The sequence below is a fragment of the Arthrobacter subterraneus genome (assembly GCF_900099735.1).
Lineage (GTDB): Bacteria > Actinomycetota > Actinomycetes > Actinomycetales > Micrococcaceae > Arthrobacter_D > Arthrobacter_D subterraneus.
This window is the reverse complement of record NZ_FNDT01000004.1, coordinates 145,920-169,951: the sequence shown is the minus strand read 5'-3', so window position 1 is coordinate 169,951 and position 24,032 is coordinate 145,920. Positions and strand designations below refer to the sequence as shown.

Annotated in this window: 24 protein-coding genes and 1 riboswitch; of the genes, 20 read left to right on the top strand and 4 right to left on the bottom strand. The window is 68.1% G+C overall.

Annotated elements, in window-relative coordinates; translation table 11 throughout:
* The first annotated feature begins 58 nt into the window (after positions 1-58).
* From BLS52_RS07030 to BLS52_RS06975, 12 genes are all read left to right on the top strand, one after another.
* Complete coding sequence (locus BLS52_RS07030) at positions 59-550, top strand: GNAT family N-acetyltransferase (RefSeq protein ID WP_090585438.1); 492 nt, start codon at positions 59-61, stop codon at positions 548-550.
* A 54-nt stretch (positions 551-604) separates the two neighbouring features.
* Entirely contained in the window at positions 605-1,501 is an 897-nt protein-coding gene (locus BLS52_RS07025; RefSeq protein ID WP_090585436.1) for an alpha/beta fold hydrolase, read from the top strand.
* 44 nt (positions 1,502-1,545) lie between these two features.
* Positions 1,546-2,094 carry a GNAT family N-acetyltransferase gene (locus BLS52_RS07020; protein ID WP_090585434.1) on the top strand — a complete coding sequence of 183 codons (549 nt, stop codon included), beginning with the start codon at positions 1,546-1,548 and terminating at the stop codon, positions 2,092-2,094.
* A gap of 43 nt (positions 2,095-2,137) precedes the next feature.
* On the top strand, positions 2,138-2,434 hold the full coding sequence (gene gatC / locus BLS52_RS07015) for an Asp-tRNA(Asn)/Glu-tRNA(Gln) amidotransferase subunit GatC (protein ID WP_026544702.1): 297 nt from the start codon (positions 2,138-2,140) through the stop codon (positions 2,432-2,434).
* Between the two features lie 3 nt (positions 2,435-2,437).
* A complete protein-coding gene (gene gatA / locus BLS52_RS07010; RefSeq protein ID WP_090585432.1) occupies positions 2,438-3,937 on the top strand; it encodes an Asp-tRNA(Asn)/Glu-tRNA(Gln) amidotransferase subunit GatA in 1,500 nt (499 codons plus the stop codon).
* Complete coding sequence (gene gatB, locus BLS52_RS07005; RefSeq protein WP_090585430.1) at positions 3,938-5,452, top strand: Asp-tRNA(Asn)/Glu-tRNA(Gln) amidotransferase subunit GatB; 1,515 nt, start codon at positions 3,938-3,940, stop codon at positions 5,450-5,452.
* Positions 5,453-5,550: 98 nt separating this feature from the next.
* Positions 5,551-6,441, top strand: a complete 891-nt coding sequence (locus tag BLS52_RS07000) for an aminoglycoside phosphotransferase family protein (protein ID WP_090585525.1) — start codon at positions 5,551-5,553, stop codon at positions 6,439-6,441.
* Positions 6,441-7,187: an NUDIX hydrolase gene (locus BLS52_RS06995; protein WP_090585428.1), complete on the top strand. Its 747-nt coding sequence runs from the start codon at positions 6,441-6,443 to the stop codon at positions 7,185-7,187. The genes BLS52_RS07000 and BLS52_RS06995 overlap by 1 nt, the downstream gene beginning before the upstream one ends.
* Before the next feature lie 40 nt (positions 7,188-7,227).
* Entirely contained in the window at positions 7,228-8,343 is a 1,116-nt protein-coding gene (locus BLS52_RS06990; protein ID WP_090585426.1) for an NAD(P)/FAD-dependent oxidoreductase, read from the top strand.
* Between the two features lie 69 nt (positions 8,344-8,412).
* Positions 8,413-8,895 carry a cation:proton antiporter regulatory subunit gene (locus BLS52_RS06985; protein WP_090585424.1) on the top strand — a complete coding sequence of 161 codons (483 nt, stop codon included), beginning with the start codon at positions 8,413-8,415 and terminating at the stop codon, positions 8,893-8,895.
* Positions 8,896-8,902: 7 nt separating this feature from the next.
* Positions 8,903-10,081 (top strand): cation:proton antiporter, encoded by a 1,179-nt coding sequence (locus BLS52_RS06980; protein WP_090585422.1) that lies wholly within the window; start codon positions 8,903-8,905, stop codon positions 10,079-10,081.
* Positions 10,082-10,267: 186 nt separating this feature from the next.
* A complete protein-coding gene (locus BLS52_RS06975; protein ID WP_090585420.1) occupies positions 10,268-10,810 on the top strand; it encodes an AMIN-like domain-containing (lipo)protein in 543 nt (180 codons plus the stop codon).
* A gap of 105 nt (positions 10,811-10,915) precedes the next feature.
* Here BLS52_RS06975 and hutH read toward each other — a convergent pair whose 3' ends face one another.
* Entirely contained in the window at positions 10,916-12,493 is a 1,578-nt protein-coding gene (hutH, locus tag BLS52_RS06970; RefSeq protein WP_090585418.1) for a histidine ammonia-lyase, read from the bottom strand.
* Between the two features lie 116 nt (positions 12,494-12,609).
* Between hutH and BLS52_RS06965 the strand changes: the two genes are divergently transcribed.
* Both BLS52_RS06965 and hutU read left to right on the top strand, forming a co-directional pair.
* Entirely contained in the window at positions 12,610-13,299 is a 690-nt protein-coding gene (locus BLS52_RS06965) for an IclR family transcriptional regulator (protein WP_090585416.1), read from the top strand.
* A complete protein-coding gene (gene hutU / locus BLS52_RS06960) occupies positions 13,296-14,978 on the top strand; it encodes a urocanate hydratase (protein WP_090585414.1) in 1,683 nt (560 codons plus the stop codon). Before BLS52_RS06965 ends, hutU begins: the two co-directional genes overlap by 4 nt.
* 10 nt (positions 14,979-14,988) lie before the next feature.
* Here hutU and BLS52_RS06955 read toward each other — a convergent pair whose 3' ends face one another.
* The gene (locus BLS52_RS06955) at positions 14,989-15,366 is read right to left on the bottom strand and encodes a VOC family protein (RefSeq protein WP_026545392.1); all 378 of its coding nucleotides are present in this window, start codon (positions 15,364-15,366) and stop codon (positions 14,989-14,991) included.
* A gap of 122 nt (positions 15,367-15,488) precedes the next feature.
* Here BLS52_RS06955 and BLS52_RS06950 point away from each other — a divergent pair, with 122 nt between their 5' ends.
* From BLS52_RS06950 to BLS52_RS06935, 4 genes are all read left to right on the top strand, one after another.
* Entirely contained in the window at positions 15,489-16,721 is a 1,233-nt protein-coding gene (locus BLS52_RS06950) for an allantoate amidohydrolase (protein WP_090585413.1), read from the top strand.
* Entirely contained in the window at positions 16,718-18,079 is a 1,362-nt protein-coding gene (locus BLS52_RS06945; protein WP_245702736.1) for a formimidoylglutamate deiminase, read from the top strand. The genes BLS52_RS06950 and BLS52_RS06945 overlap by 4 nt, the downstream gene beginning before the upstream one ends.
* Complete coding sequence (locus BLS52_RS06940; protein ID WP_090585411.1) at positions 18,076-19,410, top strand: amidohydrolase family protein; 1,335 nt, start codon at positions 18,076-18,078, stop codon at positions 19,408-19,410. The genes BLS52_RS06945 and BLS52_RS06940 overlap by 4 nt, the downstream gene beginning before the upstream one ends.
* 121 nt (positions 19,411-19,531) lie before the next feature.
* Positions 19,532-20,320 (top strand): CPBP family intramembrane glutamic endopeptidase, encoded by a 789-nt coding sequence (locus BLS52_RS06935; protein ID WP_090585409.1) that lies wholly within the window; start codon positions 19,532-19,534, stop codon positions 20,318-20,320.
* 37 nt (positions 20,321-20,357) lie between these two features.
* On the opposite strand, the gene BLS52_RS06930 is transcribed toward BLS52_RS06935, so the two are convergent.
* Both BLS52_RS06930 and BLS52_RS06925 read right to left on the bottom strand, forming a co-directional pair.
* A complete protein-coding gene (locus BLS52_RS06930) occupies positions 20,358-20,999 on the bottom strand; it encodes a VOC family protein (RefSeq protein ID WP_090585407.1) in 642 nt (213 codons plus the stop codon).
* 93 nt (positions 21,000-21,092) lie between these two features.
* Positions 21,093-21,467, bottom strand: coding sequence for a cupin domain-containing protein (locus tag BLS52_RS06925; RefSeq protein WP_090585405.1), 375 nt, complete (start codon positions 21,465-21,467; stop codon positions 21,093-21,095).
* A 460-nt stretch (positions 21,468-21,927) separates the two neighbouring features.
* Positions 21,928-22,061, top strand: a riboswitch (SAM riboswitch).
* A gap of 24 nt (positions 22,062-22,085) precedes the next feature.
* Here BLS52_RS06925 and metX point away from each other — a divergent pair.
* On the top strand, positions 22,086-23,216 hold the full coding sequence (gene metX / locus BLS52_RS06920; RefSeq protein ID WP_245702745.1) for a homoserine O-acetyltransferase MetX: 1,131 nt from the start codon (positions 22,086-22,088) through the stop codon (positions 23,214-23,216).
* A 62-nt stretch (positions 23,217-23,278) separates the two neighbouring features.
* Positions 23,279-23,995: a VOC family protein gene (locus BLS52_RS06915; RefSeq protein ID WP_090585402.1), complete on the top strand. Its 717-nt coding sequence runs from the start codon at positions 23,279-23,281 to the stop codon at positions 23,993-23,995.
* Positions 23,996-24,032: the final 37 nt, after the last annotated feature.

Genomic DNA, 24,032 nt, shown 5'->3' with positions numbered 1-24,032 from the left:
AAAGTGCCATTGGTCTGCCACACTCGGATCATCAGTCCCGACGCATGAGGAGGCGTTCATGGACATTACGGTCAGGTCTGCGGACAGGAATGACTTCGGGGAGATCCGGCGGATCACCGTCGAGGCCTATTCCAACGCGGGATACATTGACGACGAGTACGCCTTCAACCACATCCTGGCGGCAATCGAGGAGGGGCACGCGGGCTCATCCCTGCTGGTCGCTGAATCGGGCGGGAAGATTGTGGGTTCGGTTTTCGTGACCCGCCCGGGCGGTGACTTCAGCGATGTGGCCCATGACGGTGAACTTGAGTTCCGGATGCTCGCGGTCGAACCGGGCGAACAGCACAAGGGGATCGCGCACCGGCTGGTCGAGGAAGTCATCGAGCGTGCACGCCGGGATCCGGACCTGTCCGGAGTGGTCCTGACGATCGCACCGCAGATGAACGGGCAGCATGCCCTGTACGAGTCGCTCAACTTCACCCGTATCCCTGCCCGGGATTTCATGCTCACCGACTCCTTCGCCCTGCACGTCTACAAGCTTTCGGTCTAGACGCCGATATTGTGGTGGCATCCACCACGATTGAGGAAGCGCGGGTAGTGCTGCATGTTCGAGACTTTCGACGAGTTCTCCGTGCCCCTCGGGGACGTCGGGATCGCAGGCCGGATCTCCCGTGACACCGGGGAGTCCCGGCCGCCGCTCCTGCTCCTCCACGGGCACCCGGAATCGCACCTCATGTGGCACCGGATCGCGGACCGGCTGGCGGAGCATTACACCGTGATCATCCCGGACCTGCGCGGTTACGGCTCCTCGGGGATCCCGGCCGCTGACCCGGACCACCACGCCTACAGCAAGCGCACCATGGCGCGCGATCAGGTGCTGCTGATGCAACACTTCGGAGCCCAGCGGGGTTTTGAGAAGTTCGCCGTGTGCGCCCACGACCGGGGCGCCCGCGTGGCGCACCGGCTGATTGCCGATCATCCGTCCCTGGTCTCGGCCGCAATGCTCCTGGACATCGCCCCGACCCTGGACATGTATGCCTCAACCAACCGGGCCTTCGCCGAGGCCTACTTCCACTGGTTCTTCCTGATCCAGCCGCACCCGCTGCCCGAGTCGCTGATCGAGGCGAATCCGCGCGCCTATGTCGAGAACCTGATGGGCAGCCGGTACGCCGGCCTGGCCCCCTTCCCACCGGAGATCCTCGACCGCTACGTGGCCGCCCTGTCCCGCCCCGGCGCCGTGCACGCCATGTGCGAGGACTACCGGGCGTCGGCCACCGTGGACCTGGATCATGACCGCGAGGACAGGGACCTTGGGCTGCTGGCCGAAACCCCGCTGCGCATCCTGTGGGGCCGGCACGGCGTGGTGGGCAGGCAGTTTGATCCGCTGGCCCTCTGGGGCGCAGTGGCCAAGAACGTTTCCGGCCAAGCGCTCGACGCCGGCCACTACCTCCCCGAGGAAGTGCCCGACGACGTGTTTGATGAGATCCTGAACTTTCTGTAGGGAGACATCCTCCCGGGTTCCTTTTCGAGGGTAGGGCCTGTGCCATGAGCTTCACCATCCGCCGGGTAACGGCTGCCGATTACGACGACGTCCGCCGCATCACGCGCGATGCCTACCTCCATGCCGGTTACTTCAGCGACCCGCTCCATCCGTACGTCCGCATCCTCACCGACGTGGAACACCGGGCCGAGCACGCGGAGGTATGGGTCGCGGAGGAAAACGGAACCGTTGTCGGCTCCTTCGCCGTCACGTTCGAGGGCCAGCGGTATACGGACATCGCGATTGCCGGAGAACTCGAGTTCCGGATGCTCGCGGTGGACCCGGCGGTTCAGCGGGGCGGCTTCGGACGGCGGATGGTCGAATGGATCATTGACTACGCACGGAGCCTCGAGGGGATTTCCGCTGTCAGCCTGACCAGCGGAACCGATATGGTCCGCGCCCACCGGCTCTATGAGTCGCTCGGCTTCGAACGGGTGCCCAGCCGGGACTGGTGGGTACCCGGCACGGACATCGAGCTGTGGGTCTTCCGGCTGGTGCTGGAACGGGATCGGGCCGGCGCCGGAACGGACAGCGCTGTTCCACGCCGCGCTTAGACTAGAACCCGAAACCCAGACCATTTCAAGATCCTGGAGAAACATGCCCGAGATCACCCGTGAGGACGTCGCGCATCTTGCCCGGCTCGCCCACATCGACATGAGCGCCGAGGAGCTGGACCGGATGACCGGCGAGCTCTCCGTCATTGTCGACTCCATCAAGACCGTCAGCGAAGTGGCCGGAGACGACGTCCCGGCAACCAGCCACCCGATCCCGCTCAGCAACGTGTACCGGGATGACGTCATCGGGGAGACCCTGTCCAACGAGGAGGCCCTCAGCGGCGCCCCCGACAACGCGGACGGCCGCTTCAAGGTCCCCGCCATCCTGGACGGGGAGTAGACCATGACAGATCTGACCAGGCTCAGCGCTGCCCAGCTCGCCGAGAAGCTCACCTCCCGCGAGGTTTCCGCCGTCGAAGCCGTCCAGGCCCACCTTGACCGCATCGGCGAGGTGGACCGGGCCATCAACGCCTTCCTCCACGTCAACACGGACGAGGCGCTGCTCGTCGCGTCCGAGGTGGACAAGGAGCGTTCGCTCGGCGACGCCATGCATCCGCTCGCCGGCGTACCCATCGCCGTCAAGGACCTGATCGTCACCAAGGGCCAGCCCACCACGGCGGGCTCGAAGATCCTCGAGGGGTGGCACAGCCCGTACGACGCCACCGTGGTCAGGCGCCTGCGCGACGCGAAGATGCCGATCCTCGGCAAGACCAACCTCGACGAGTTCGCCATGGGTTCCTCCACGGAACACTCGGCCTACGGTCCCACCCGGAACCCCTGGGACCTTGACCGGATTCCGGGAGGCTCCGGCGGCGGGTCGGCGGCCGCCGTCGCCGCCTTCGAGGCGCCGCTGGCCCTCGGCACGGACACCGGCGGATCCATCCGCCAGCCCGGCGCCGTCACCGGCACCGTCGGCGTGAAGCCCACCTATGGCGGGGTATCCCGTTACGGCGCCATCGCCATGGCGTCCTCCCTGGACCAGATCGGTCCCGTCACGCGTACGGTCCTCGACTCCGCGCTGCTGCACGAGGTCATCGGCGGACACGATCCCCACGATTCCACCTCCCTGACCGACCCGGTCGGCGCCCTGGTGGAAGCCGCCCGCAATGCCGATGTGAAGGGCCTGCGCATCGGCGTCATCAAGGAGCTGCAGGGCGAGGGCTACCAGGACGGCGTCCAGGCGCGCTTCACGGAAGCGCTGGATCTGCTGCGTCAGGCGGGTGCCGACGTCGTCGAGGTTTCCTGCCCCAACTTCAGGTACGCCCTCGGCGCCTACTACCTGATCATGCCTTCCGAGGCGTCGAGCAACCTCGCCAAGTACGACGGCGTCCGGTTCGGTTTGCGGGTGGTACCCGACGGCGCTCCCACCATTGAACGCGTCATGGGAGCCACGCGCGCCGCCGGCTTCGGAGACGAAGTGAAGCGCCGCATCATCCTCGGCACCTATGCGCTGAGCGCCGGCTACTACGACGCCTACTACGGTTCCGCGCAGAAGGTCCGGACCCTGATCCAGCGTGATTTCGACGCCGCGTTCACCCAGGCAGACGTCCTGATTTCGCCCACCGCACCCACCACGGCCTTCAAGCTGGGGGAGAAGCTGGACGATCCGCTCGCCATGTACCTGAACGACGTCGCCACCATCCCGGCGAACATGGCCGGTGTCCCGGGTATCTCTGTGCCGGGCGGCCTGGCCGACGGCCTGCCGGTGGGCATCCAGTTCCTGGCCCCCGCACGCCAGGACGCACGGCTTTACCGGGCCGGCGCCGCACTGGAAGCGCTGCTCGAAGACACCTGGGGCGGCCCGCTGCTGGCACAGGCACCCGAGATTGGTGGAGGAAAGTAAATGAGTACTGCAACCGCTGACATCCTGTCCTTCGAAGAGGCCATGGAGAAGTTCGATCCGGTACTCGGGTTCGAGGTCCACGTGGAACTGAACACCCGGACCAAGATGTTCTCCAGCGCACCGAACGCCTTCGGTGACACCCCGAACACCAACGTGACCCCCGTGGACCTCGGCCTGCCCGGCGTCCTCCCGGTGATCAACCGGGTGGCCGTGGAGTCATCGATCAAGATCGGCCTGGCGCTGAACTGCAAGATTGCCGAACGGTGTCACTTCGCCCGGAAGAACTACTTCTACCCGGACACGCCGAAGAACTTCCAGACCTCGCAGTATGACGAGCCGATCGCCTACGACGGCTCCATCGACATCGAGCTCGCCGACGGCACCGTGTTCACCGTGGAGATCGAACGGGCGCACATGGAGGAGGACGCCGGCAAGCTCACCCACATGGGCGGGGCCACCGGCCGGATCCAGGGCGCCGAGTTCTCACTGGTGGACTACAACCGTGCCGGCGTTCCGCTCGTGGAGATCGTCACCAAGCCGATCGTCGGAGCGGGGGAGCGCGCACCGGAACTGGCCAAGGCGTACGTCGCGGCCATCCGCGAGATCGTGAAGAACCTCGGGGTGTCCGATGCCCGCATGGAACGCGGCAACGTCCGCTGCGACGCCAACGTCTCCCTGAAGCCCAAGGGCCAGGAGAAGTTCGGCACCCGCACGGAAACCAAGAACGTGAACTCGCTGCGCGCCGTCGAACACGCGGTCCGCTACGAGATCCAGCGCCACGCCGCAGTGCTCGACGGCGGCGGCACCATCACCCAGGAAACCCGCCACTGGCACGAGGACACCCGGTCGACGACGGCGGGGCGCCCCAAGTCCGACGCCGATGACTACCGGTACTTCCCGGAACCGGACCTGGTGCCTGTGGTCACGGATGACGCCTGGATCGAGAAGCTCCGCAGCGAACTTCCCGAACCTCCTGCCGCCCGCCGCAAGCGCCTGCAGGCCGACTGGGGCTATTCTGACGCGGAGTTCCGCGACGTGGTCAACGCCGGAGTCATGGACTCGATCGAGGAGACCATCGCCGCGGGCGTCAAGCCGGCCACCGCGCGCAAGTGGTGGATGGGCGAGATCTCCCGCCGGGCCAAGGTCGCCGACGTCGAACCTGCAGAGCTGGGTGTCACCCCGGCGCTGATCGTGGAGCTGCAGGGCCTCATCGACTCGGGCAGGATCAACGACAAGCTCTCCCGCGAGGTGCTCGACGGCGTCCTCGCCGGGGAAGGCACGCCCACCGAAGTGGTGGCGCAGCGCGGGCTGGAGGTCGTCTCCGACGACGGCGCCCTGCTGGAAGCGATCGACGGCGCCCTCGCCGCGCAGCCGGATGTCGCCGACAAGATTCGCGGCGGGAAGCTGCAGGCGGTCGGCGCGATTGTGGGCGGCGTCATGAAGGCCACCCGCGGGCAGGCAGACGCCGGCCGGGTGCGCCAGCTGATCCTGGAACGCCTCGGAGTCGAAGGCTAGACCGGACAGGAGTGGGAGCAACCTGGACACAGGTGGGCAGTATTCCGCTCACGCCAGTCCAGGTTGCTCCCTTGACGGGCGGAGTAGACGTGGCAAACATGCCGGCAGCCGAGGTGCACATCACCGCCGGGCTGGTCCGGCGGCTGCTCGCCGAACAGCACCCGGACCTCGCGCACCTGCCGCTGACGCCGGTCGCCAACGGCTGGGACAACGCCATCTTCCGCCTCGGCAACGGGTTCGCCGTCCGTCTGCCGCGCCGCCGGGCCGCGGCCGGCCTGATCCGCAACGAACAGCGGTGGCTGCCCGAGCTGGCGAACGGGCTTGCGGTGTCGGTGCCGGTGCCGGTTCCGCTGCGGACGGGCGCGCCGTCGCCGTCCTTTCCCTGGTACTGGACCATCACGCGCTGGGTGGAGGGGACGCCCGCGGCAGGCATTGAACCGGGCGACCGTGGCCGCGCGGCGGCTGACCTCGCGCACTTCGTGACCGCGTTCCAGCGCCCCGCCCCGGCCGACGCTCCGCACAATCCGGTCCGGGGGGTCCTCCTGTCCGGCCGGAGCGCGGCCGTGGAACGGCGAATCACCTCAGCCGGACTCTCACCCGAACTCCTCGGACTGTGGCGGAGGCTGCGGGACCAGCCCGGGTGGACCGGCCCGCCGCTCTGGCTGCACGGGGACCTGCATGCGGCGAACCTCCTCCTGGACGCGCGCGGCAGACTGGCCGCAGTGCTCGACTTCGGCGACCTGACCGCGGGAGACCCGGCCACCGACCTCGCCGCCGCCTGGCTGGTCTTCGACCGGGCCGGCCGGCGCACCTTCATCGACACCGTGACGGCCGGATGTCCCACCGACGCCGCGACCTGGCAGCGGGCACGCGGCTGGGCACTGTGCATCGCCGCCGCCATGGCCGCCACCTCCGACGATCACCCCGGCAACCGGTCCATGGGCCTCCGGATCCTGGACGACGTACTGACCGACGAAGGGCCCCGCTGATGAACTTCAGGCACATCTCACGCGTGACGACCGAAGGCGACAATCACGTCATGGAGGACGCCTGCGGTTACCGGGCCAACGCTGCCTGGATGATCGACGGCGCCACCTCCCTCCTCGACGAACTGGATCTCCCCGGCGAGTCGAACCCCTCGTGGTACGCCCAGGTCCTCGGCCTGGCGCTCGCCGAAAGCGCCGGGCCGGAGGACCCCCGCGCGGTCCTGGCAGCGGCGCTCGCCGCGGTGGACGAGCTGGGACACCAGCTGGTGGGCCCGGAGTCCCAGCGTTTCCCAAGCGCCGCGGTCTCTCTGGTCACAGCCGGCGACGGCGGCGCCCTGTCCGTCCTCAGCCTCGCCGACTGCCACGTGGTTGCGGCCCTCAATAGCGGGGAGGTGGTGCACGTCGGGGAGGCGCTCGCCGGATCGTCGTGGTCGGCGGACCGGCTGCGCGAGGCGCGACTGGCGCGGAACACCCCCGAGGGGGTGTGGGTGGCGCGCCGCGAACCGGCCGCAGCCCACCACGCCCGGCTTGCCGTCCTCGAGCCGGCGCACACGGTCGCGCTCGCCTCGGACGGTGCCTGGCGCGCGGTCGACCTCGGGCTGGTGAGCGGACCGGAGGAGTTTCTTGAGGCGGTGCAGACGCCGTTGGGGGCGCAGGAGCTTATGCTGATCCTGCGGACCACGCAGGAGGAGATCGGCGAGTCGGCTGATGACGCCTCCGTGCTGTGTGTCGCGCTGGAAGAGCACTAGCTGAGAGAGCACCAGCGGAACGTGAGGGGACGGAACGCAGATGGCTGAGACAGCAGACGTGATCATTGTGGGCGGCGGCATCGCGGGGCTTTCACTCGCGTCGGCGCTCACCGCCGATGACCGGGCGAAACTGCGGGTCATCCTCGTCGAGGCCGAACATTCGCTGGCCTACCACACCTCCTCCCGCTCGGCCAGGCAGCTCATCCCGAGCTACGGGCCGGAGGTGGTCCAGCGGCTGACCGACCGGACGCTCCGGCTCATCCGGGAAGCCGAACAGGACCTGCCAGCGCCGGTGCTGACGCCCCGCAGTTTTCTGCTGGTCGGCTCCGAGGAGAACGTCGCCGCCCGGGCGAGCGGAGCCATGGAGCGGATCTCCTGGGATGACGCGGTCCGGCTGTGCCCGCAGATCGGGCCGGCAGCGGGTGCGGCAGGTTACGACGCCGCAGGACTCGACACCACCGCCGTCGGCTGCAACACCGACCTGCTGCTGGACCACCACCGCTCAAGGGCGGAGGCGGGTGGCACCCAAATCCTGACCGGCGCCCGCGTCCACTCGGTTCAGCGGCTGCGCACGGCGTGGGAAGTCGGTGCCGGTGCGCAGGCGGTGCATGCCGCCGTCGTCGTCAATGCGGCGGGTGCGTGGGCAGATGAACTGGCCGTCCTGTCCGGGGTCGCCACCCAGGGCCTGCGGCCCTACCGGCGGACGGCCGCCGTCACGGCAGCGGGCCGGGCCCCCGCCCCGGACTCGCCCATGGTGGCCGCCGCGGATGACAGTTTCTATTTCCGCCGGGACGACGACGGCCTGCTGATTTCCCCGGCCGAATCAGTTCCAAGTGTGCCGGAAGACGCGCAGCCGCGTCCGGAGGATCTTGAGTCGCTGATCTCCCGGCTGAACGGCCTGACCACGCTGGACATCGGAACGGTGCTGCGGGCGTGGACCGGGCTGCGGACCCAGGCGGCGGACGGACTGCCGGTGGTGGGATTCGACCCGGAGGCCGAGGGATTTTTCTGGCTGGCAGGCCAGGGCGGTTACGGGTTCCAGACGTCCTCGGCCATTGCTGAACTGGCGGCCGGGCTGATCACCGGGACAGGGACAGGGGCAGGAAACGGAGCGGGTCACCCGGTTGCCGCCGCACTGGCCGCCGGACGTTCCTGAGCGCGACAACCGCGACAAGCGTCGCAAGCGCGACAACCGGGCGATTCCGGCGGGTCTAGAGTTACAGGTATGAAGGTTGAAGAAACGCCTCTCCCCGGGATCGGCGTGCGCAAGGACATTGTGACGGCGTCGGGCCGCCGGATCGGGACGGTGATCCAGCGCGACGGCGAGACCGAGCTGATTGTGTCCCGGGCCGATGATCCGGATGCCTGCATCGCCTCGATTCCGTTGACCGCGGAGGAAGCCTTCGCCCTGGGCAACCTGCTGGGAGCGCACCCGCTGGTGGCCCAGCTGGCGGAGGAGCATCGGGACCTGGCCGGAGTAAGCACCCGCCAGATTCTCATTGAGGCGGGTTCGCCCTTCGACGGCCGCGAGCTCGGTGACACCAGGATGCGAAGCCGCACCAGTGTCTCCATCGTCGCCCTGTTGAGGCGCGGCCAGGTGCAGGCTTCCCCGGGCCCTGACTTCACGTTGGCCGCAGGAGACCTGCTGGTCGCCGTCGGAACCGCTGACGGACTCGACGCCGCCGCAGAGATTCTGCGCGGCGGCTGAGCCGCAGGTGGGCAGTCACAGCGCGCTGGTACTCATTGAACTGGGCGCCGTCTTCCTCGGCCTCGGCGTCCTGGGGCGGCTCGCCGGCCGGATCGGCCTGTCGCCCATCCCGCTCTACCTGATCGGTGGGCTGTTCTTCGGGCAGGGCGGGTTCGTGGAACTGCAGGGGCTCGAGGAATTCAGCGCCATCGCCAGTGAAATCGGGGTCATCCTCCTGCTCCTGCTGCTCGGCCTGGAGTACACCGCCGGGGAGCTGGTGACGGGCCTGAAGCAGTCCTGGATGGCAGGGGTGCTCGACATCGTGCTCAACTTCCTGCCCGGGGCGCTGATTGCGCTGGTGCTGGGATGGGGAGGAGTCGGGGCGCTGGTTCTCGGGGGAGTGACGTACATTTCGTCGTCGGGCATTATCGCGAAGGTGCTGACGGACCTGCGCCGCCTCGGCAACCGGGAGACGCCGGTGGTCCTGTCCCTGCTGGTCTTCGAAGACCTCGCAATGGCCATTTACCTGCCCATCCTGACCACAGTCCTGGCCGGAGTGAGCTTCGCCGGCGGGCTCCGGGCCGTCGGGATCTCGCTGATGGTGGTGACCGTGGTGCTGGTGATCGCGCTGCGGTTCGGGAGAACGGTGTCCGCCATCGTCGATTCCAAGGACCGCGAGGTGTTCCTGTTGACCCTGATCGGCGGGGCGCTGCTGGTCGCGGGAGTGGCCTCGGCCATGCAGGTCTCGGCTGCCGTGGGCGCGTTCCTGCTCGGGATCGCAATTTCCGGGGCCACCGCCACCAACGCCACGCGCATCCTCGAACCCCTGCGGGATCTGTTCGCGGCGGTCTTCTTTGTGGTGTTCGGGCTCAACACCGACCCCTCGACCATCCCGCCCGTGCTCGGCTACGCGCTGCTGCTGGCCGTGATCACCTCCATCACCAAGGTGGCTACCGGATGGTGGGCGGCGAAGCGGCAGGGCGTGGGACGCCTGGGCCGTGCACGGGCCGGAGCTGCGCTCATCGCCCGCGGGGAGTTCTCGATAGTCATCGCGGGCCTGGCGGTGGCCTCCGGAGCGGTCACCGACGAGCTCGCCGCGCTCGCCACCGCCTACGTGCTTCTGATGGCCATCTTCGGGCCGGTTGCCGCCCGGCTTGCCGAGCCCGCCATGCGGCTGATCCAGGGCAAAACGCCGCAGACGGTCTGACCCCGCGAGAAGCACAGGATGACAAAGCGGCATCTGAATGGTTGCGTTTCGTGCGCCATACTTCCGGGAAAATCCGCGATTTCAGGCTGCCCGTAACGGTTGGGCGCCGATGGCTTCCGGGGCGGATCTTCTTCCCCCGCGCGGTCCTACGATGATCCCACCTACTTCCTTGAAAGGTGGTGCATCATGCACACACTTCGTGCGCTGCTGGCGAGTCTGCTTCTCATAGTCGGATTCGGCCTGGTGGCGCCGACTCCGGCCTCGGCTGCTCCCTACTGCGGGATCACCTGGGGCTCGCTGGCGAAGACCAGCACGGCCTACACCAGCGCTCCCGTGGTGAACGCGCGGGCCGGACGCCATGCCTGCTTCGACCGGCTCGTGGTTGACGTGCGGGGCAAGGGCGCCGGCTACACCATCCGGTACGTCAGCGCCGTCGTCGGGACCTCCGGCCTGGCAACACCGCTGCGCGGCGGTGCCGATATCCAGGTGACCGTCAACGCGCCAGCCCACGACTCGCGGTACAACGCAACCTACAGCCCGGCCGTCCGGTCTGAAGCGGTCAACGTGGCGGGCTTCACAACCTTCCGCCAGGTGGCCTACGTGGACAGTTTCGAGGGCCGCACAACCTTCGGCCTCGGTGTCCGCGCCCGTCTCCCGTTCCGGGTCTTCACCCTCGACGGTCCGGGAACCTCATCCCGGCTCGTCATCGACGTGGCCCATCGCTGGTAACTTCCGTCCCAACGCTCCAGCGTGAGTGGTCACATAATGGCGCTCTGAGTTGATCGGAGCGCCATTATTACGCGCCGGGCACTTGTACACCCAGCGCCGGACGCTCTACTCCAGCGGCTCCTCCAGGACACGGTCGACGGCGTCAGTCACCAGACCAGCCTCCACCAGCTTCCGCACGGCCTCGATTTCCGGTGCGAGGTAGCGGTCCGTTCCCGGACCTTCGACCACCTCGCGGATCACTGCGCGCGCGGCGGAAAGAGCCGGTGAGCTGTGGGAGGTGGCCAATCCGCCGTCGCGCATGTCCAGCGCACGGGCCGCGGTCAGCAGCTCGATCGCGACAACGCGGGTGAGCCCGTCCAGCGCACGCCGCAGCTTCAGCCCGGCGGCCCAGCCCATGGACACGTGGTCTTCCTGCATGGCCGAAGACGGAATGGAATCGACGGACGCCGGAGCGGCCAGACGCTTGAGCTCGGAGACGATTCCGGCCTGCGTGTACTGGGCGATCATGTGCCCTGAGTCGACGCCCGGATCGTGCGCCAGGAACGGGTTGAGGCCGTGGCTGCGGCTCTTGTCGAGGAAGCGGTCGGTGCGGCGCTCGCTCATGGAGGCGAGGTCCGCCACGGCGATCGCCAGGAAGTCCAGCGCGTAACCGATCGGAGCGCCGTGGAAATTGCCGTTCGATTCCACCCGACCGTCCGGAGTGACCACCGGATTGTCGATGGCGGAGCCCAGCTCGATCGCTGCGACCGATTCCACGTGCGCCAGCGTGGCCCGCGCCGCACCGTGGACCTGCGGGGCGCACCGCAGCGAGTAGGCGTCCTGCACCCGGGTGAACCGGTGCGCCCTGCGCTCCTCCGAGGCATGCTCGCCGATGAGGCGGGACCCGGCCAGGATCCGGCGGATGTTCGCTGCGGATGCCAGCTGGCCCGGATGCGGCCGGAGCCGGTGCAGGTCCTCGGCGAAGACGCTCTCGGTGCCCAGCAGTCCCTCCACGCTCATCGCGGCGGCGAGGTCCGCGGTCCGCAGCAGCCGGTGCAGGTCCGCGGAGGCCAGGACCAGCATGCCGAGCATCCCGTCGGTGCCGTTGATGAGGGCAAGTCCTTCCTTTTCCCGCAGTTCCACCGGGGGGATGCCGGCGGCAGCCAGCGCCGCGGCGGCAGGCAGCAGCGCGCCGTCGTCGTTCCTTACCTCGCCCTCGCCCATCAGCGCCAGCGCCACGTGGGAGAGCGGGGCAAGGTCCCCGGAGCAGCCCAGCGAACCGTACTCGCCGATCACGGGCGTGATTCCGGCATTGAGCATGTCGGCGTAGGTCTGCGCGACGACGGGACGCACGCCTGTCCGCCCGGTTGCCATGGTGGAGAGCCGGCCGAGCATGAGTCCGCGCACCACCTCGCGGTCCACTTCAGCGCCGGAAGACGCCGCATGGCTGCGGATGAGGCTGCGCTGGAGGTGGGTACGCTCCTGGACGGGAATGTGCTTGGTGGCCAGCGCGCCGAACCCGGTGGAGACGCCGTAGTGGGGAATGGGGTCATCGATGAGGGCGTCAATGACCGCACGGCTAGCCTTCATCGCGGCCAGGGACTCCGCGCCGAGCTGTACCCGGGCACCGTAGCGCGCCACGGCAACCACGTCCGCCGGCGCGAGTGCGCCGAGCCCGATCGTCACGGTCGGTTCGTCTCGCATGACCTGTCCTCTTTCGTTATGTCCAACTTCGTTCTTCCCAACCGGCCTTGCCAATCAGTGAAATGAGCGTTTCAATAAGTGAAATACAAATTTCCCCCGAACGCAAGGAAGAAACCGTGGCGGATACCTCTACCCGCACCGTCGAGCGGGCGCTGCTGCTCCTCGGCACGGTGTGCGACCGCGGGTCGGTGACCCTCGCCGACGCCGCCAGGGACGCCGGTCTCTCGGCCTCCACCGCGCTGCGTCTGCTGCGCACGCTGGAGGGCACCGGCTTTGTCCGCCGGGACGACAACGGCTACCGGCCGGGCATGCGCGTGGTCCAGCTCGGTGCACAGGCCCTCTCACATGAATCGCTGGTCTCACTCGCGGAGGAGGCGCTGGAACGGCTGGTCGACTCGACCGGTGAGTCCGCCTACCTCAACGTCCCCTCGCATGACGGGCACGGAATCTACCTATCCGTCCGCGAGGGTACCCACTCCGTCCGGCACACCAGCTGGGTGGGCCGGAGCATCCCGCTGGAGGGTTCCGCCGCGGGGGCCGTCCTGCGCGGCCGGACGGCCGAAGACGGCTTTGTGGTGGTCAGCAACGGCATCGAACCGGACGTCACCGCTATCGCGGCGCCCGTGATCTCCGGCGGCCATGTGGTGGCCGCGCTGAGCGTGGTGGTGCCGAGCTACCGGATCACCGACGACGGCGCGCGCCGGATCGGCCGCCAGGTCGCCGCCGAGGCAGCCGGCATCCTCACCCCGCCGCCCACGAACACACCCCCTACCAACGAGTCCACGAGCCCAGGAGCACAGGCATGACCTCCTTCACCCAGCACGACCCCTCACGATCCGTTCGCGCACCCCGCGGCACCGAATTGTCAGCGAAAAGCTGGCAGACGGAAGCACCGCTGCGCATGCTCATGAACAACCTCGACCCCGAGGTGGCGGAGCGGCCGGAGGACCTCGTGGTCTACGGCGGCACCGGCCGGGCTGCCCGCAGCTGGGAGGCCTACGACGCCATCGTCGCCACACTGCAGGATCTCGAGGAGGATGAGACGCTGCTGGTCCAGTCCGGCAAGCCGGTGGGCGTCTTCCGCACCAACCCGTGGGCGCCGCGGGTGCTCCTCGCGAACTCCAACCTGGTGGGGGACTGGGCCACCTGGCCGGAGTTCCGCCGGCTGGAGGCCGAGGGGCTCATGATGTACGGCCAGATGACCGCCGGGTCCTGGATCTACATCGGCACCCAGGGCATCCTGCAGGGAACTTTCGAGACGTTCGCCGCCGTGGCCAACGCCCGTTTCGGCGGGACGCTGGCCGGCACGCTGACACTCACGGCCGGGTGCGGCGGAATGGGGGGCGCCCAGCCGCTCGCCGTGACGCTGAACGGCGGCGCCGTGCTGATCATCGACGTCGATGAGACCCGCCTGCGCAGGCGTGCAGCCAAGCGCTACCTCGACGTCGTCGCCGCGGACCTGGAGGACGGCCTCGCGCAGGTGCTCGAGGCGAAGCGCGAGAAGCGGGCCCTGTCCGTCGGCGTCGTCGGAAACGCGGCCGAGATCCTGCCGGCGCTGCTGGAACGGCAGCGGAACGGCGAGTTCAGCATCGACATCGTCACGGATCAGACGTCCGCCCATGATCCACTGAGTTACCTCCCCGAGGGGATCGACGTCGACGAATGGGAGCGGGAGGCCTCCGGAGACCCGGACGGATTCACCAAGAAGGCCCAGACGTCCATGGCGCGGCACGTTGAAGCGATGGTGGGCTTCCAGGACGCAGGAGCCGAGGTCTTCGACTACGGCAACTCCATCCGGGACGAGGCACGCAAGGGCGGCTACGGGCGCGCCTTCGACTTCCCGGGCTTTGTTCCCGCCTACATCCGGCCGCTCTTCTGCGAAGGGCTGGGGCCGTTCCGGTGGGTTGCGCTCTCCGGTGATCCGGCAGACATCGCCGTCACCGACGCAGCGCTCAAGGAACTCTTCCCGGAGAACGACCACCTGCACCGCTGGCTCGACGCCGCCGGAGACCTCGTGGAGTTCGAGGGCCTCCCGGCACGCATCTGCTGGCTCGGTTACGGCGACCGCGCGAAGGCCGGCCTGCTCTTCAACCGCCTCGTCGCGGAGGGCAAGGTCTCCGCCCCGATCGTGATCGGCCGGGACCACCTCGACTCGGGCTCGGTGGCCTCGCCCTACCGGGAAACCGAGGCCATGGCCGACGGGTCCGACGCCATCGCCGACTGGCCGCTCCTGAACGCCATGCTCAACACGGCCTCCGGCGCCACCTGGGTCTCCATCCACCACGGCGGCGGAGTGGGCATCGGCCGGTCCATCCATGCCGGCCAGGTTTCAGTGGCCGACGGCACGGCCCTCGCCGCCGAGAAGCTCGAGCGGCTCCTGACCAATGATCCGGGGACCGGCGTCATGCGCCACGTCGACGCCGGGTACGAGCGCGCGCAGGAGGTGGCCCGTGAACGCGGGGTCCGGACTCCGATGCAGGGCTGACCGGCCGGGCTCAGGCGTTCTGCCAGAGTCCCATCACGTTGCCCTCCGGGTCGCGGAAGTACGCGGCGAACCCCATGTCGCCGACCGGCAGCTTCTCACCGACACCAGAGCCGCCGAGCGACTCGATCTTCGCCAGAGTGTCCTCGATGTTCTCGACATCCAGGGTGATGATCGGGCCGGACAATGGACCGCCGTCCCGCCGGAACATACCGCCGTTGATGTAGCCGGGTTCGGTGGGACCCTGTTCGCCGGCCGGGCCGGTGGCCGCGGCGGTGTAGTCGAACTCGGGCATCTGCGACACCTCCCAGCCGAAGGCTTCGCGGTAGAACGCCCGGGCGCGGTCGCCGTCGTCAAAGGGAATCTCGAAATGTACAACACGTCCGCTCACAATGAACTCCTCCAGGTTGATGTCTTCAGCCGTGTGCTGGCGAGTCTAGGCCCGGCGGCCAGAAGTTGATAGGGGTAGAAGTGCATCCTCCACAGAACGTCCGGCCAGCGGAAGGAAATCCCTTGGACAGCGTCAGCAGCCTGCTTGGATCGATCGAGGACGTCGGACGGGACCCATCCCGGGGAGGCTACTCCCGCCCGGTCTTCTCCACTGCGGAGCTCGACCTGCGCTCCTGGTTCCAGCAGGAAGCCGGCCGGCGCGGCCTCGAGGTGGAAACTGACCGGAACGGGATCCTCTGGGCCTGGTGGGACCCTGCCCGGAGCGGCAACGAGGCGCACGACGGCGACAGCCGCCGGGGCGCGCTGGTCACCGGCAGCCACCTCGACTCCGTTCCCGGGGGAGGCGCGTTTGACGGTCCGCTCGGCGTCGCCTCCGCACTGGCCGCCGTCGACCTCCTGAAAGCCCGCGGCGTGACACCGCACCGGGCGCTCGCCGTCGCGGTGTTCCCCGAAGAGGAAGGTTCACGCTTCGGTGTGGCCTGCCTGGGCTCGCGGCTGCTGACCGGCGGCATTGACGCTGACGCCGCGCGCAACCTGAAGGACGCTGACGGCGTCACATTCGCCGAAGCGGCCCGCGCGCACGGGCTGGACCCGGCGCATCTGGGCAGGGATGACGAGGCACTCGGCCGGATCGGTGACTTCGTGGAGCTTCACGTCGAGCAGGGCCGCGGCCTGATCGACCTAAAGGCGCCCATCGCCGTCGGGACCTCGATCATCGGCCACGGTCGCTGGAAGCTGACCATCACCGGGCAGGGCAACCACGCCGGAACCACCCTCATGGAGGACCGCGCGGACCCCATGGTCGCCGCCGCCCAGGTTGTCCTGGCCATCCGCAAAACCGCCGCGGCCACGCCGGAGGCCCGCGCCACGGTCGGCCGTATCCAGCCGGTTCCCGGGGGCACCAACGTCATCGCCTCCCGGGTCGACCTCTGGATTGACGTCCGCCACCCCGACGATGCCACCACCGCCGCCCTCGTGGAAAGCATCCACGGGCAGGCCCAGAAGGCGGCCGCCTTTGAAGGGTGCACCGCTGCCCTCACGCAGGAATCCGTGAGCGGCACCGTCACATTCGACGCCGAACTCCAGCGCCAGCTGCAGCTCGCCCTCCCCGGCGCCCCCGCACTGCCCACCGGAGCAGGGCACGACGCCGGCATCCTCGCCGCGCACGGACCCTCCGCCATGCTGTACGTGCGCAACCCCACCGGTATCAGCCACTCTCCGGAGGAGCACGTGGAACCGGACGACGCCGACCTCGGTGCGGCTGCGCTCGCCGACGTCCTGGAGCGGCTGCTGTGAAGGCTCTGTGGTGCGAGCAGGCGTGGCTCGAGCCGGGCACCATTGCCGCCGGCGTCCGTGCCGAGGTCGACGACGGCGGCATCGTCCGCTCGGTGATGCCCGGCACTCAGGCGGAGCCGCTGGACCTGCGGCTGCCCGGCGTTGTGTTTCCTGCGGCAGCCAACGCGCACTCGCATGCCTTCCACCGGGCGCTGCGCGGGCGGACCCACTCCGGCACCGGCACCTTCTGGACCTGGCGGGAGGCGATGTACCAGGCGGCGGGAACACTGACCCCTGAGCTGTATGAGGAGCTCGCCACCGCGGTCTACACCGAGATGGTGACGGCAGGCTGGACCAGCGTCGCCGAATTCCACTACGTCCACCACCGGCCGGGGGGTGGCCCGTACGCCCCGCATGGCATGGAACTGGCGCTGGCCCGTGCCGCGGTGGCCGCCGGCATCCGGCTGACGCTGCTCGACACCTGCTACCTCTCGTCCGGGTTCGGCGCGCCCGTCCAGCCTGAACAGGCCCGCTTCAGCGACGGCGGCGCCGGCGCCTGGCTGACCCGGTGGAAGTCCCTGCGCGATGCGGTTGGCGCCCACTTCAGCGCCGCCCAGGTCACGGTCGGCGCAGCAGTGCACTCCGTGCGCGCGGTCGATGAACCCGGGCTCGCGTGTATTGCGCAGAACCTTCCGGCTGAGGTTCCGCTGCACATCCACCTCTCCGAGCAGCCCGCGGAGAACCAGGACTGCCTCGCCGCGACGGGGCTTACCCCCACCGGCCTGCTGGCCCGCCACAACCTGCTCTCCGAACGGTTGACCGTAGTCCATGCCACGCACCTGTCCGGGAAGGACATCGAACTCCTCGGACAGGCCGGCGTCACCGTCGCCATGTGCCCCACCACGGAAGCGGACCTCGCGGACGGGATCGGCCCGGCCCGCGCGCTCCGGGATGCCGGCGCCGTGGTGGCGCTGGGCACCGACCAGCACGCCGTCGTCGACCCCTGGCTTGAGATGCGGGCACTGGAACACGGCGAGCGGCTCGGCAGTGGAGAACGCGGTCGTTTTTCGCCCGCTGCCCTGGTGCAGGCAGCGTCGGCCGGCGGATCCCGGGCGCAGGGCCGCGCAGCAGCGGGGCTGCAGCCGGGCCTGGTCTGCGACCTGGTGGCGCTGGACCCGGCCACTGCGCGCACCGCCGGGTCGGATCCCGGCCAGCTCCCACTGACGGCCACGGCGCAGGATGTCACCGCCGTCGTCGTCGGCCGGGAAGTCCTCGCCCGCAATGGGCGGCATACGCGGCTGGGGGATCCGGGCACGCTGCTGGCCGCGGCCATCGCCCGGCTGGATGAGGCAGCACATCTGCGAAGGGCGGAGTCATGACCGATCCAGCAACGCTGATCACCAACATCGGTGAGCTGATGACGCAGGACGCCGAGCACCGGGTGCTTCGTGACGCCGCCATTGTCCTGGAGGGCGAGCGGATCACCTGGATCGGCACGGCCCGGAACGCCCCTGCCGCCGATTCCCGGTACGACGCCGGCGGCCGCGCCTGCCTGCCGGGCTGGGTGGACAGCCATACGCATCTGGTTTTCGCCGGTGACCGGACGGCCGAGTTCGAGGCACGGATGGCGGGGGAGTCCTATGCTGCCGGCGGGATCTCCGTCACCGTGGAGGCCACCCGGCGGGCGTCTGATGAGGAATTGGGTGAGCTGGTGGCGGCGCGTGCGGCGGAGGCAGCGGCGTCGGGCACCACCTGCCTCGAAACGAAGACGGGCTACGGGCTCGATGTGGCGGAGGAAGCCCGGCATGCCCGGATCGCGGCCGCGACGGCTGACGAGGTGACGTTCCTGGGTGCGCACCTCGTGCCGCAGGGCTGGGCCGCTGACGACTACGTGCGGCTGGTCACCGGCCCCATGCTCGAGGCCGTCCGCCCCTGGGTGGGCTGGGCCGACGTCTTCTGCGAAACGGGCGCGTTCACTCCCGACCAGAGCCGCGAGGTGCTCCGGGCGTGTCGGGATGCCGGCCTGGGCCTGCGGGTGCACGGCAACCAGCTCGGACCGGGGGAGGGGGTGCGGCTCGCCGTGGAAGAGGGCGCCGCCAGCGTGGACCACGTCAACCACCTCACCTCCGCTGACATCGATGCGCTCGCAGGTTCCTGGTCCGGGTGGGCTGGAGGGTCCGGAACCGTGGGCTCCGGCAGCCGAGGCACCGGTCCTCGTGGCACCGGTCTTCGCGGCACCGGTCTTCGTGGCACCGTCGCGACGTGCCTGCCCGCGTGCGACCTCTCGACCCGGCAGCCCCTCGCACCGGCGCGGCAGCTGCTGGACGCGGGTGTTCCGGTTGCGATCGCCTCGAACTGCAATCCCGGAACCTCCTACACCACGTCGATGGCGTTCTGCGTGGCGACGGCCGTGCTGCAGATGGGCCTGACCGTTCACGAGGCAGTCCGTGCTGCCACCTACGGTGGAGCACTTGCCCTCCACCGGGAGCAGTCGACCGACGACGGCGGTTCGCCTGCGGTGGGTGCCCTCGCCGCGGGCGCGTCTCCCAGCGGTCCGCTTGCTGCGGGTGCCCTCGCCGTGGGTTCCCTTGTGGTGGGACACCGGGCCGACCTGCAGCTGCTCGACGCGCCCTCCGCAACCCACCTCGCGTACCGTCCGGGGATGGAGCTGACCCACGCCGTGTGGCGTCGCGGGCGCCGCCTCCGTTGAAGTTTTTGTCGCCGTTCTGCTGCTAAGACTGCGTCTTAGGCGCAGAACGGCGACAAATACTTCCGGTGGAAGGGGAGTGCGGGCTTTGGCGGGGGCGGCGCCGGTACGGCACCATGAAGGCATGCCAACCGCGGAAACCAGCCAGTCGTCGTCGTTGTCTCCCACCGCGGGCCGGAAGAGGATCAAAGCAGAAATCCTCATAGTCCTCGGCCTGTCCCTGGGTCAGGCGGGGGTCTACGCGGTGGTCGAGCTGATCGACAAGCTGACCCGCGCGCCGCTGTCCGCGCAGACCACCCGGCTGAACCCTGTGCTGGATGATCGCCAGTACTTTGATCTCACGTACCAGCTGCTGGGGATCTTTTTTGCACTGGTCCCGGTGGTGCTGGTGATCTTCCTGCTGACCGAGCCGGGAAGATCGGCGTTCCGGCGGATCGGGTTCACCTTCAGCAATCCCAAGGTGGATTTCGGCCTGGGAGTCGGGCTGGCGGCGCTCATTGGCGTGGGAACGCTCGGTGTCTACGCGGCCGGCCGCGCGCTGGGGGTGACGACGGCGATCATTCCGACGGCGCTCGATTCCTACTGGTGGACCGTTCCGGTGCTGGTGCTCTCGGCGCTCCGCCATGCCGTGCTCGAAGAGGTGATTGTGGTGGGCTACCTTTTCGAGCGTCTGCGCGAGCTGGGCTGGTCGGTGCCCGCCATCATTGTGGCCTCAGCGCTGCTGCGGGGGAGCTATCACCTGTATCAGGGCATCGGTCCGTTCGTAGGGAACGTGATCATGGGCCTGATTTTCGGCTATGCCTACACGCGTACCAGGCGGGTCATGCCGCTGGTGGTGGCGCACGCACTGCTCGACATTGCCGGCTTTGTGGGCTTTGCCCTCTTCGGGCCCGCGATCGGGATCGGGAACTAGCAGGGTCTGCGAAGGCTCCGCACCGAGGGGCAGAGCACTAGATGCGGACTGAGCCCTGCGGGGTCTCGAACGTGACGGACATGATCCCGGGGGTGCCGTTCGGCGCAATCCACTCCACATCGACGTCGTCCAGTGGGTGGCTGACCGGGGTGCCGAGCCATTCGGTGACGCGCTCGGCGGAGCCTGCGATGGTGAGGGCGCTGAGCCGCACTGACGCGGGCCGTGCCTGTGACGGGTGGAGGGACTCCGTGCCGTCATCCCAGCGGATCATGTAGGGCACCTGGGGGTCTGCGATCAGGCCCTTGATGCCGATCTGCTGCCAGGTCAGTTCCTGGCCGTCCGGGAACTTGCGGTTCCCGGGAACGGCGCTGCGTCCCAGGCGTTCCTCGAACGGTGCGAGGTCGTCAACAGCGACACACCAGCCCATCCAGCCGCCGCCGGCCTCGGACCGGGCGCGCACGGCCTGGCCGAACGGGGCCTTGTCCGACGCGGGGTGGTCCAGCACCTCAACCACCTCGAGGTACTGGCCGTTGACCAGAGGGAAAATCATGTTCCGGGTACCGAATCGTGGGTGTACTCCACCCTTCACAAATTCGACTCCCAGAGCGTCAGAAATTCGTTCCGCAGTGGCAATCAGACCGTCGGGTTCGCAGGCATATGACACATGATCCAAGCGCATGGCCCCATCTTGGCACTTTGTGATCGGCGCCTCGACTTAGGGTTGCCTAAGTCACACTTGGTTGGCTTGAACGTCGAGGCGCAGCGCAGTCATCTACTCGGGTTTGGCATACGTCGCCGCACTCATGATCTCGTACCCCACAAACGTTTCGTCATTCTCAACCCAGGCATCGTGGCCCGGAGGGATGGCGTAGGCCTCACCGGCGTGGATTGTGTGGCGGGTTCCGTCATCCAACTGAACTGTGAGGATGCCGGCGGTGCAGAAGCCCAGGTGGTTGTTCTGGCAACTATCGGTGTGGACTACGGTTTTGACGGTCTCGGACCAGCGCCAGCCGGACTCGAAGGTGAACCTGCCGAGCTCGGTTCCGCCAATTTTTATGACGTCGACTTTTGTTCTGGGCGGACGGCGCTGCTCGTCCGGTTCATCAAAGGACTTTGACTCAAGGGTTGTGACGGTTACTGCAGGCATTTCGGGTCTCCTCAGCAAGGAGCGGTTAAAGCTGTTCCTCCGAAAGCATGACCGGTGCTCCGGGAATGCAGGCTTGGAAGCTTGCGACAACGTGCAATGGAGGGCTGACTGAACCAGCGGCCGAGAGTGTCAGAATGCTCTTCTTCCGAGGTGCTGTCAATGCGCCGCTGTCAGTGACTTCGGCAGCCGTCCCCGGCATTACGGCGAGACATCAGCACCCAAGTAAAACCCAAGGTCAGCATCGGATAGTTGGCGGACAGGGAGCCCGGTTCCGAGACCGCCGGACTTCCTGCCCGGGACGCCCACGGGCTGTCCCCCTTGAGTGGGGCCGCGCGTCACCCATAGGCGCCAGAGCGGCCCCACTCAAGCATTCCCGGACCCGGCCCCGCTCAGCGTCGGATGTTTCACCGCGAGTCACAATAGTTGCCGTTTGGCGCATCGGTCGGGTTTTCTTGTATGAGGTCACGAGTGACAGTGCGGCGGGTTTTGCCCGCCTTCAGCCCCGGCTTACTGTCCGGCAACCCTCCTACCGCGGTGGGGTGCCCCGGGTGACGACCCGGCCCCGCACGTCGCGTGCGGGAGCAAGCGCGAATCATGGAGGCGGCAGGTTTGGCAGGCATCACCACAGTGGAACCCGAGACGGAGTCTGTTGACGGCGTCGTCGTGCAGCGGCGTGCGATCGGCCCGGTGACGCTGGAGGCGGGCGGGCACCTGTCCGACGTCGTGCTTGCGTACGAGACCTGGGGCACGCTCAATGAAGACGCGTCCAACGCTGTGCTCGTGGAGCATGCGCTGACGGGCAGTTCCCACGTCGCCCGGGGAGAGTCAGGCGAAGACGGATGGTGGGACAGCCTGGTAGGCCCGGGCAAGACCATCGACACGGACCGCTTCTATGTCGTCTCCATCAATATGCTCGGCGGTTGCTACGGCTCCACGGGGCCCGCTTCGCTTGATCCTGAGGGCCGTCCCTGGGGATCCCGTTTCCCCTTTGTCACCATCCGCGATTCGGTCCGGACCGAGGCACTGCTCGCAGACCAGCTCGGTATCGCCGCCTGGCACTCGGTCATCGGCGGTTCGATGGGCGGCGCCCGCGCGCTCGAGTGGGCGGTGACGTACCCGGAGCGCGTTCAGCGGTGTGCGGTCATTGCCTGCGGTGCTGCGAGCACCGCCGAGCAGATCGCGTTTGCGCAGGCCCAGGTGCAGGCCATCCGGCTGGATCCGCAGTTCGCGGGGGGCGATTACTACGGAAGCCCGGGCCCGGAAGCCGGTCTCGGACTGGCACGGCGCATCGCACACATCACCTACCGCTCCGAAGCCGAGTTGTCCCACCGGTTCGGACGCGCGGCGCAGGGCATCGAGGAGCCCTTCGGATCTGCAGTGCCTGACGGGCGCGGGCGGTACCAGGTGGAAAGCTACCTTGATCATCAGGCGGACAAACTGGTTCGCCGGTTCGACGCCAATAGCTACGTGATCCTCACCGAGGCGCTGATGAGCCACGACGTCGCCCGCGACAGGGGCGGCCTTGCCGATGCGCTGGCTGACACCACCGCCCGCTTCTTCATTGCCGCCGTCGACTCCGACCGGCTCTACTGGCCTGCCCAGTCCCATGAGCTCGCCTCCGCGCTGCCGGGAAACGTCCCGGTGCATACGATCACCTCACCGATCGGCCACGATGCCTTCCTGACCGAAATCGCACAGCTGGAGCCGGCGCTGGTAGCTGCTTTCTATAACGACGACGACGGCAGGTAGCCTGCTTTCCATGTTGCCCGGAGTCCTTGAGATGGAACCGGCCGCTGGTTACCGTGTGTGCCATGTATCTGGAGAACATTGTCTTTGACGCGGTCGAGCCGCGACGGTTGGGCCGGTTCTGGGAGGCCGCGCTCGGCTGCGAGCGGCTGACCGATTCAGTTGACGGGTATGAGACCCGGCTGACCGTTGAAGGCGGCCCGGTGCTTGATTTGTGCTTCCAGCGTGTCCCCGATCTTTCCTCGTCCGAGCCCAGGCTCCACCTTGACCTTCGCGGAGGCGCCGATCAGGCCGCGGAGACTGCCCGGCTGCTCGGACTGGGAGCGTCCCATCTCGACATCGGCCAGGGTGATGTCCCCTGGGTTGTACTTGCCGATCCGGAGGGCAACCCCTTCTGTGTGCTGAAGGATCGGGGAGCCTATGGCGATGTCGGCCCGATAGCAGCCCTACCGCTCGATTCCGCAGACCCGGACCGTGACGCGGAGTTCTGGTCCTGGCTGACCGGATGGACTCCAGTGCAAGGAGAGTTTCGTTCCCTGAGCCACCCATCGCGTAGGGGGCCCATTCTTGAGCTGTGTCCCGAGCCGGCTCCGAAGCGAACCGCGAAAAACCGGATTCACCTCGATATCCGGCTTGAGTCGGGGGATCGTCCGGATGCAGTCGGAGCGGGCATAGCTGAGCGGGGCGGACATGAAATCCAGCCCGGCTGGGGCGAGTTGCCGTGGCGAATCTATGCGGACCCATCCGGCAACGAGCTGTGTGTGCTGCCCGCGCGGTCATAAATTTCGGCGCTGCTTCTGGTCGGATCCGAAAATGTCG

Coding starts and splice junctions, on each gene's coding strand:
- BLS52_RS07030 (WP_090585438.1), top strand. CDS start 59: ATGGACATTACGGTCAGGTCTGCGGACAGGAATGACTTCGGGGAGATC.
- BLS52_RS07025 (WP_090585436.1), top strand. CDS start 605: ATGTTCGAGACTTTCGACGAGTTCTCCGTGCCCCTCGGGGACGTCGGG.
- BLS52_RS07020 (WP_090585434.1), top strand. CDS start 1,546: ATGAGCTTCACCATCCGCCGGGTAACGGCTGCCGATTACGACGACGTC.
- gatC (WP_026544702.1), top strand. CDS start 2,138: ATGCCCGAGATCACCCGTGAGGACGTCGCGCATCTTGCCCGGCTCGCC.
- gatA (WP_090585432.1), top strand. CDS start 2,438: ATGACAGATCTGACCAGGCTCAGCGCTGCCCAGCTCGCCGAGAAGCTC.
- gatB (WP_090585430.1), top strand. CDS start 3,938: ATGAGTACTGCAACCGCTGACATCCTGTCCTTCGAAGAGGCCATGGAG.
- BLS52_RS07000 (WP_090585525.1), top strand. CDS start 5,551: ATGCCGGCAGCCGAGGTGCACATCACCGCCGGGCTGGTCCGGCGGCTG.
- BLS52_RS06995 (WP_090585428.1), top strand. CDS start 6,441: ATGAACTTCAGGCACATCTCACGCGTGACGACCGAAGGCGACAATCAC.
- BLS52_RS06990 (WP_090585426.1), top strand. CDS start 7,228: ATGGCTGAGACAGCAGACGTGATCATTGTGGGCGGCGGCATCGCGGGG.
- BLS52_RS06985 (WP_090585424.1), top strand. CDS start 8,413: ATGAAGGTTGAAGAAACGCCTCTCCCCGGGATCGGCGTGCGCAAGGAC.
- BLS52_RS06975 (WP_090585420.1), top strand. CDS start 10,268: ATGCACACACTTCGTGCGCTGCTGGCGAGTCTGCTTCTCATAGTCGGA.
- hutH (WP_090585418.1), bottom strand. CDS start 12,493: ATGCGAGACGAACCGACCGTGACGATCGGGCTCGGCGCACTCGCGCCG.
- hutU (WP_090585414.1), top strand. CDS start 13,296: ATGACCTCCTTCACCCAGCACGACCCCTCACGATCCGTTCGCGCACCC.
- BLS52_RS06940 (WP_090585411.1), top strand. CDS start 18,076: ATGACCGATCCAGCAACGCTGATCACCAACATCGGTGAGCTGATGACG.
- BLS52_RS06935 (WP_090585409.1), top strand. CDS start 19,532: ATGCCAACCGCGGAAACCAGCCAGTCGTCGTCGTTGTCTCCCACCGCG.
- BLS52_RS06930 (WP_090585407.1), bottom strand. CDS start 20,999: ATGCGCTTGGATCATGTGTCATATGCCTGCGAACCCGACGGTCTGATT.
- BLS52_RS06925 (WP_090585405.1), bottom strand. CDS start 21,467: ATGCCTGCAGTAACCGTCACAACCCTTGAGTCAAAGTCCTTTGATGAA.
- BLS52_RS06915 (WP_090585402.1), top strand. CDS start 23,279: ATGTATCTGGAGAACATTGTCTTTGACGCGGTCGAGCCGCGACGGTTG.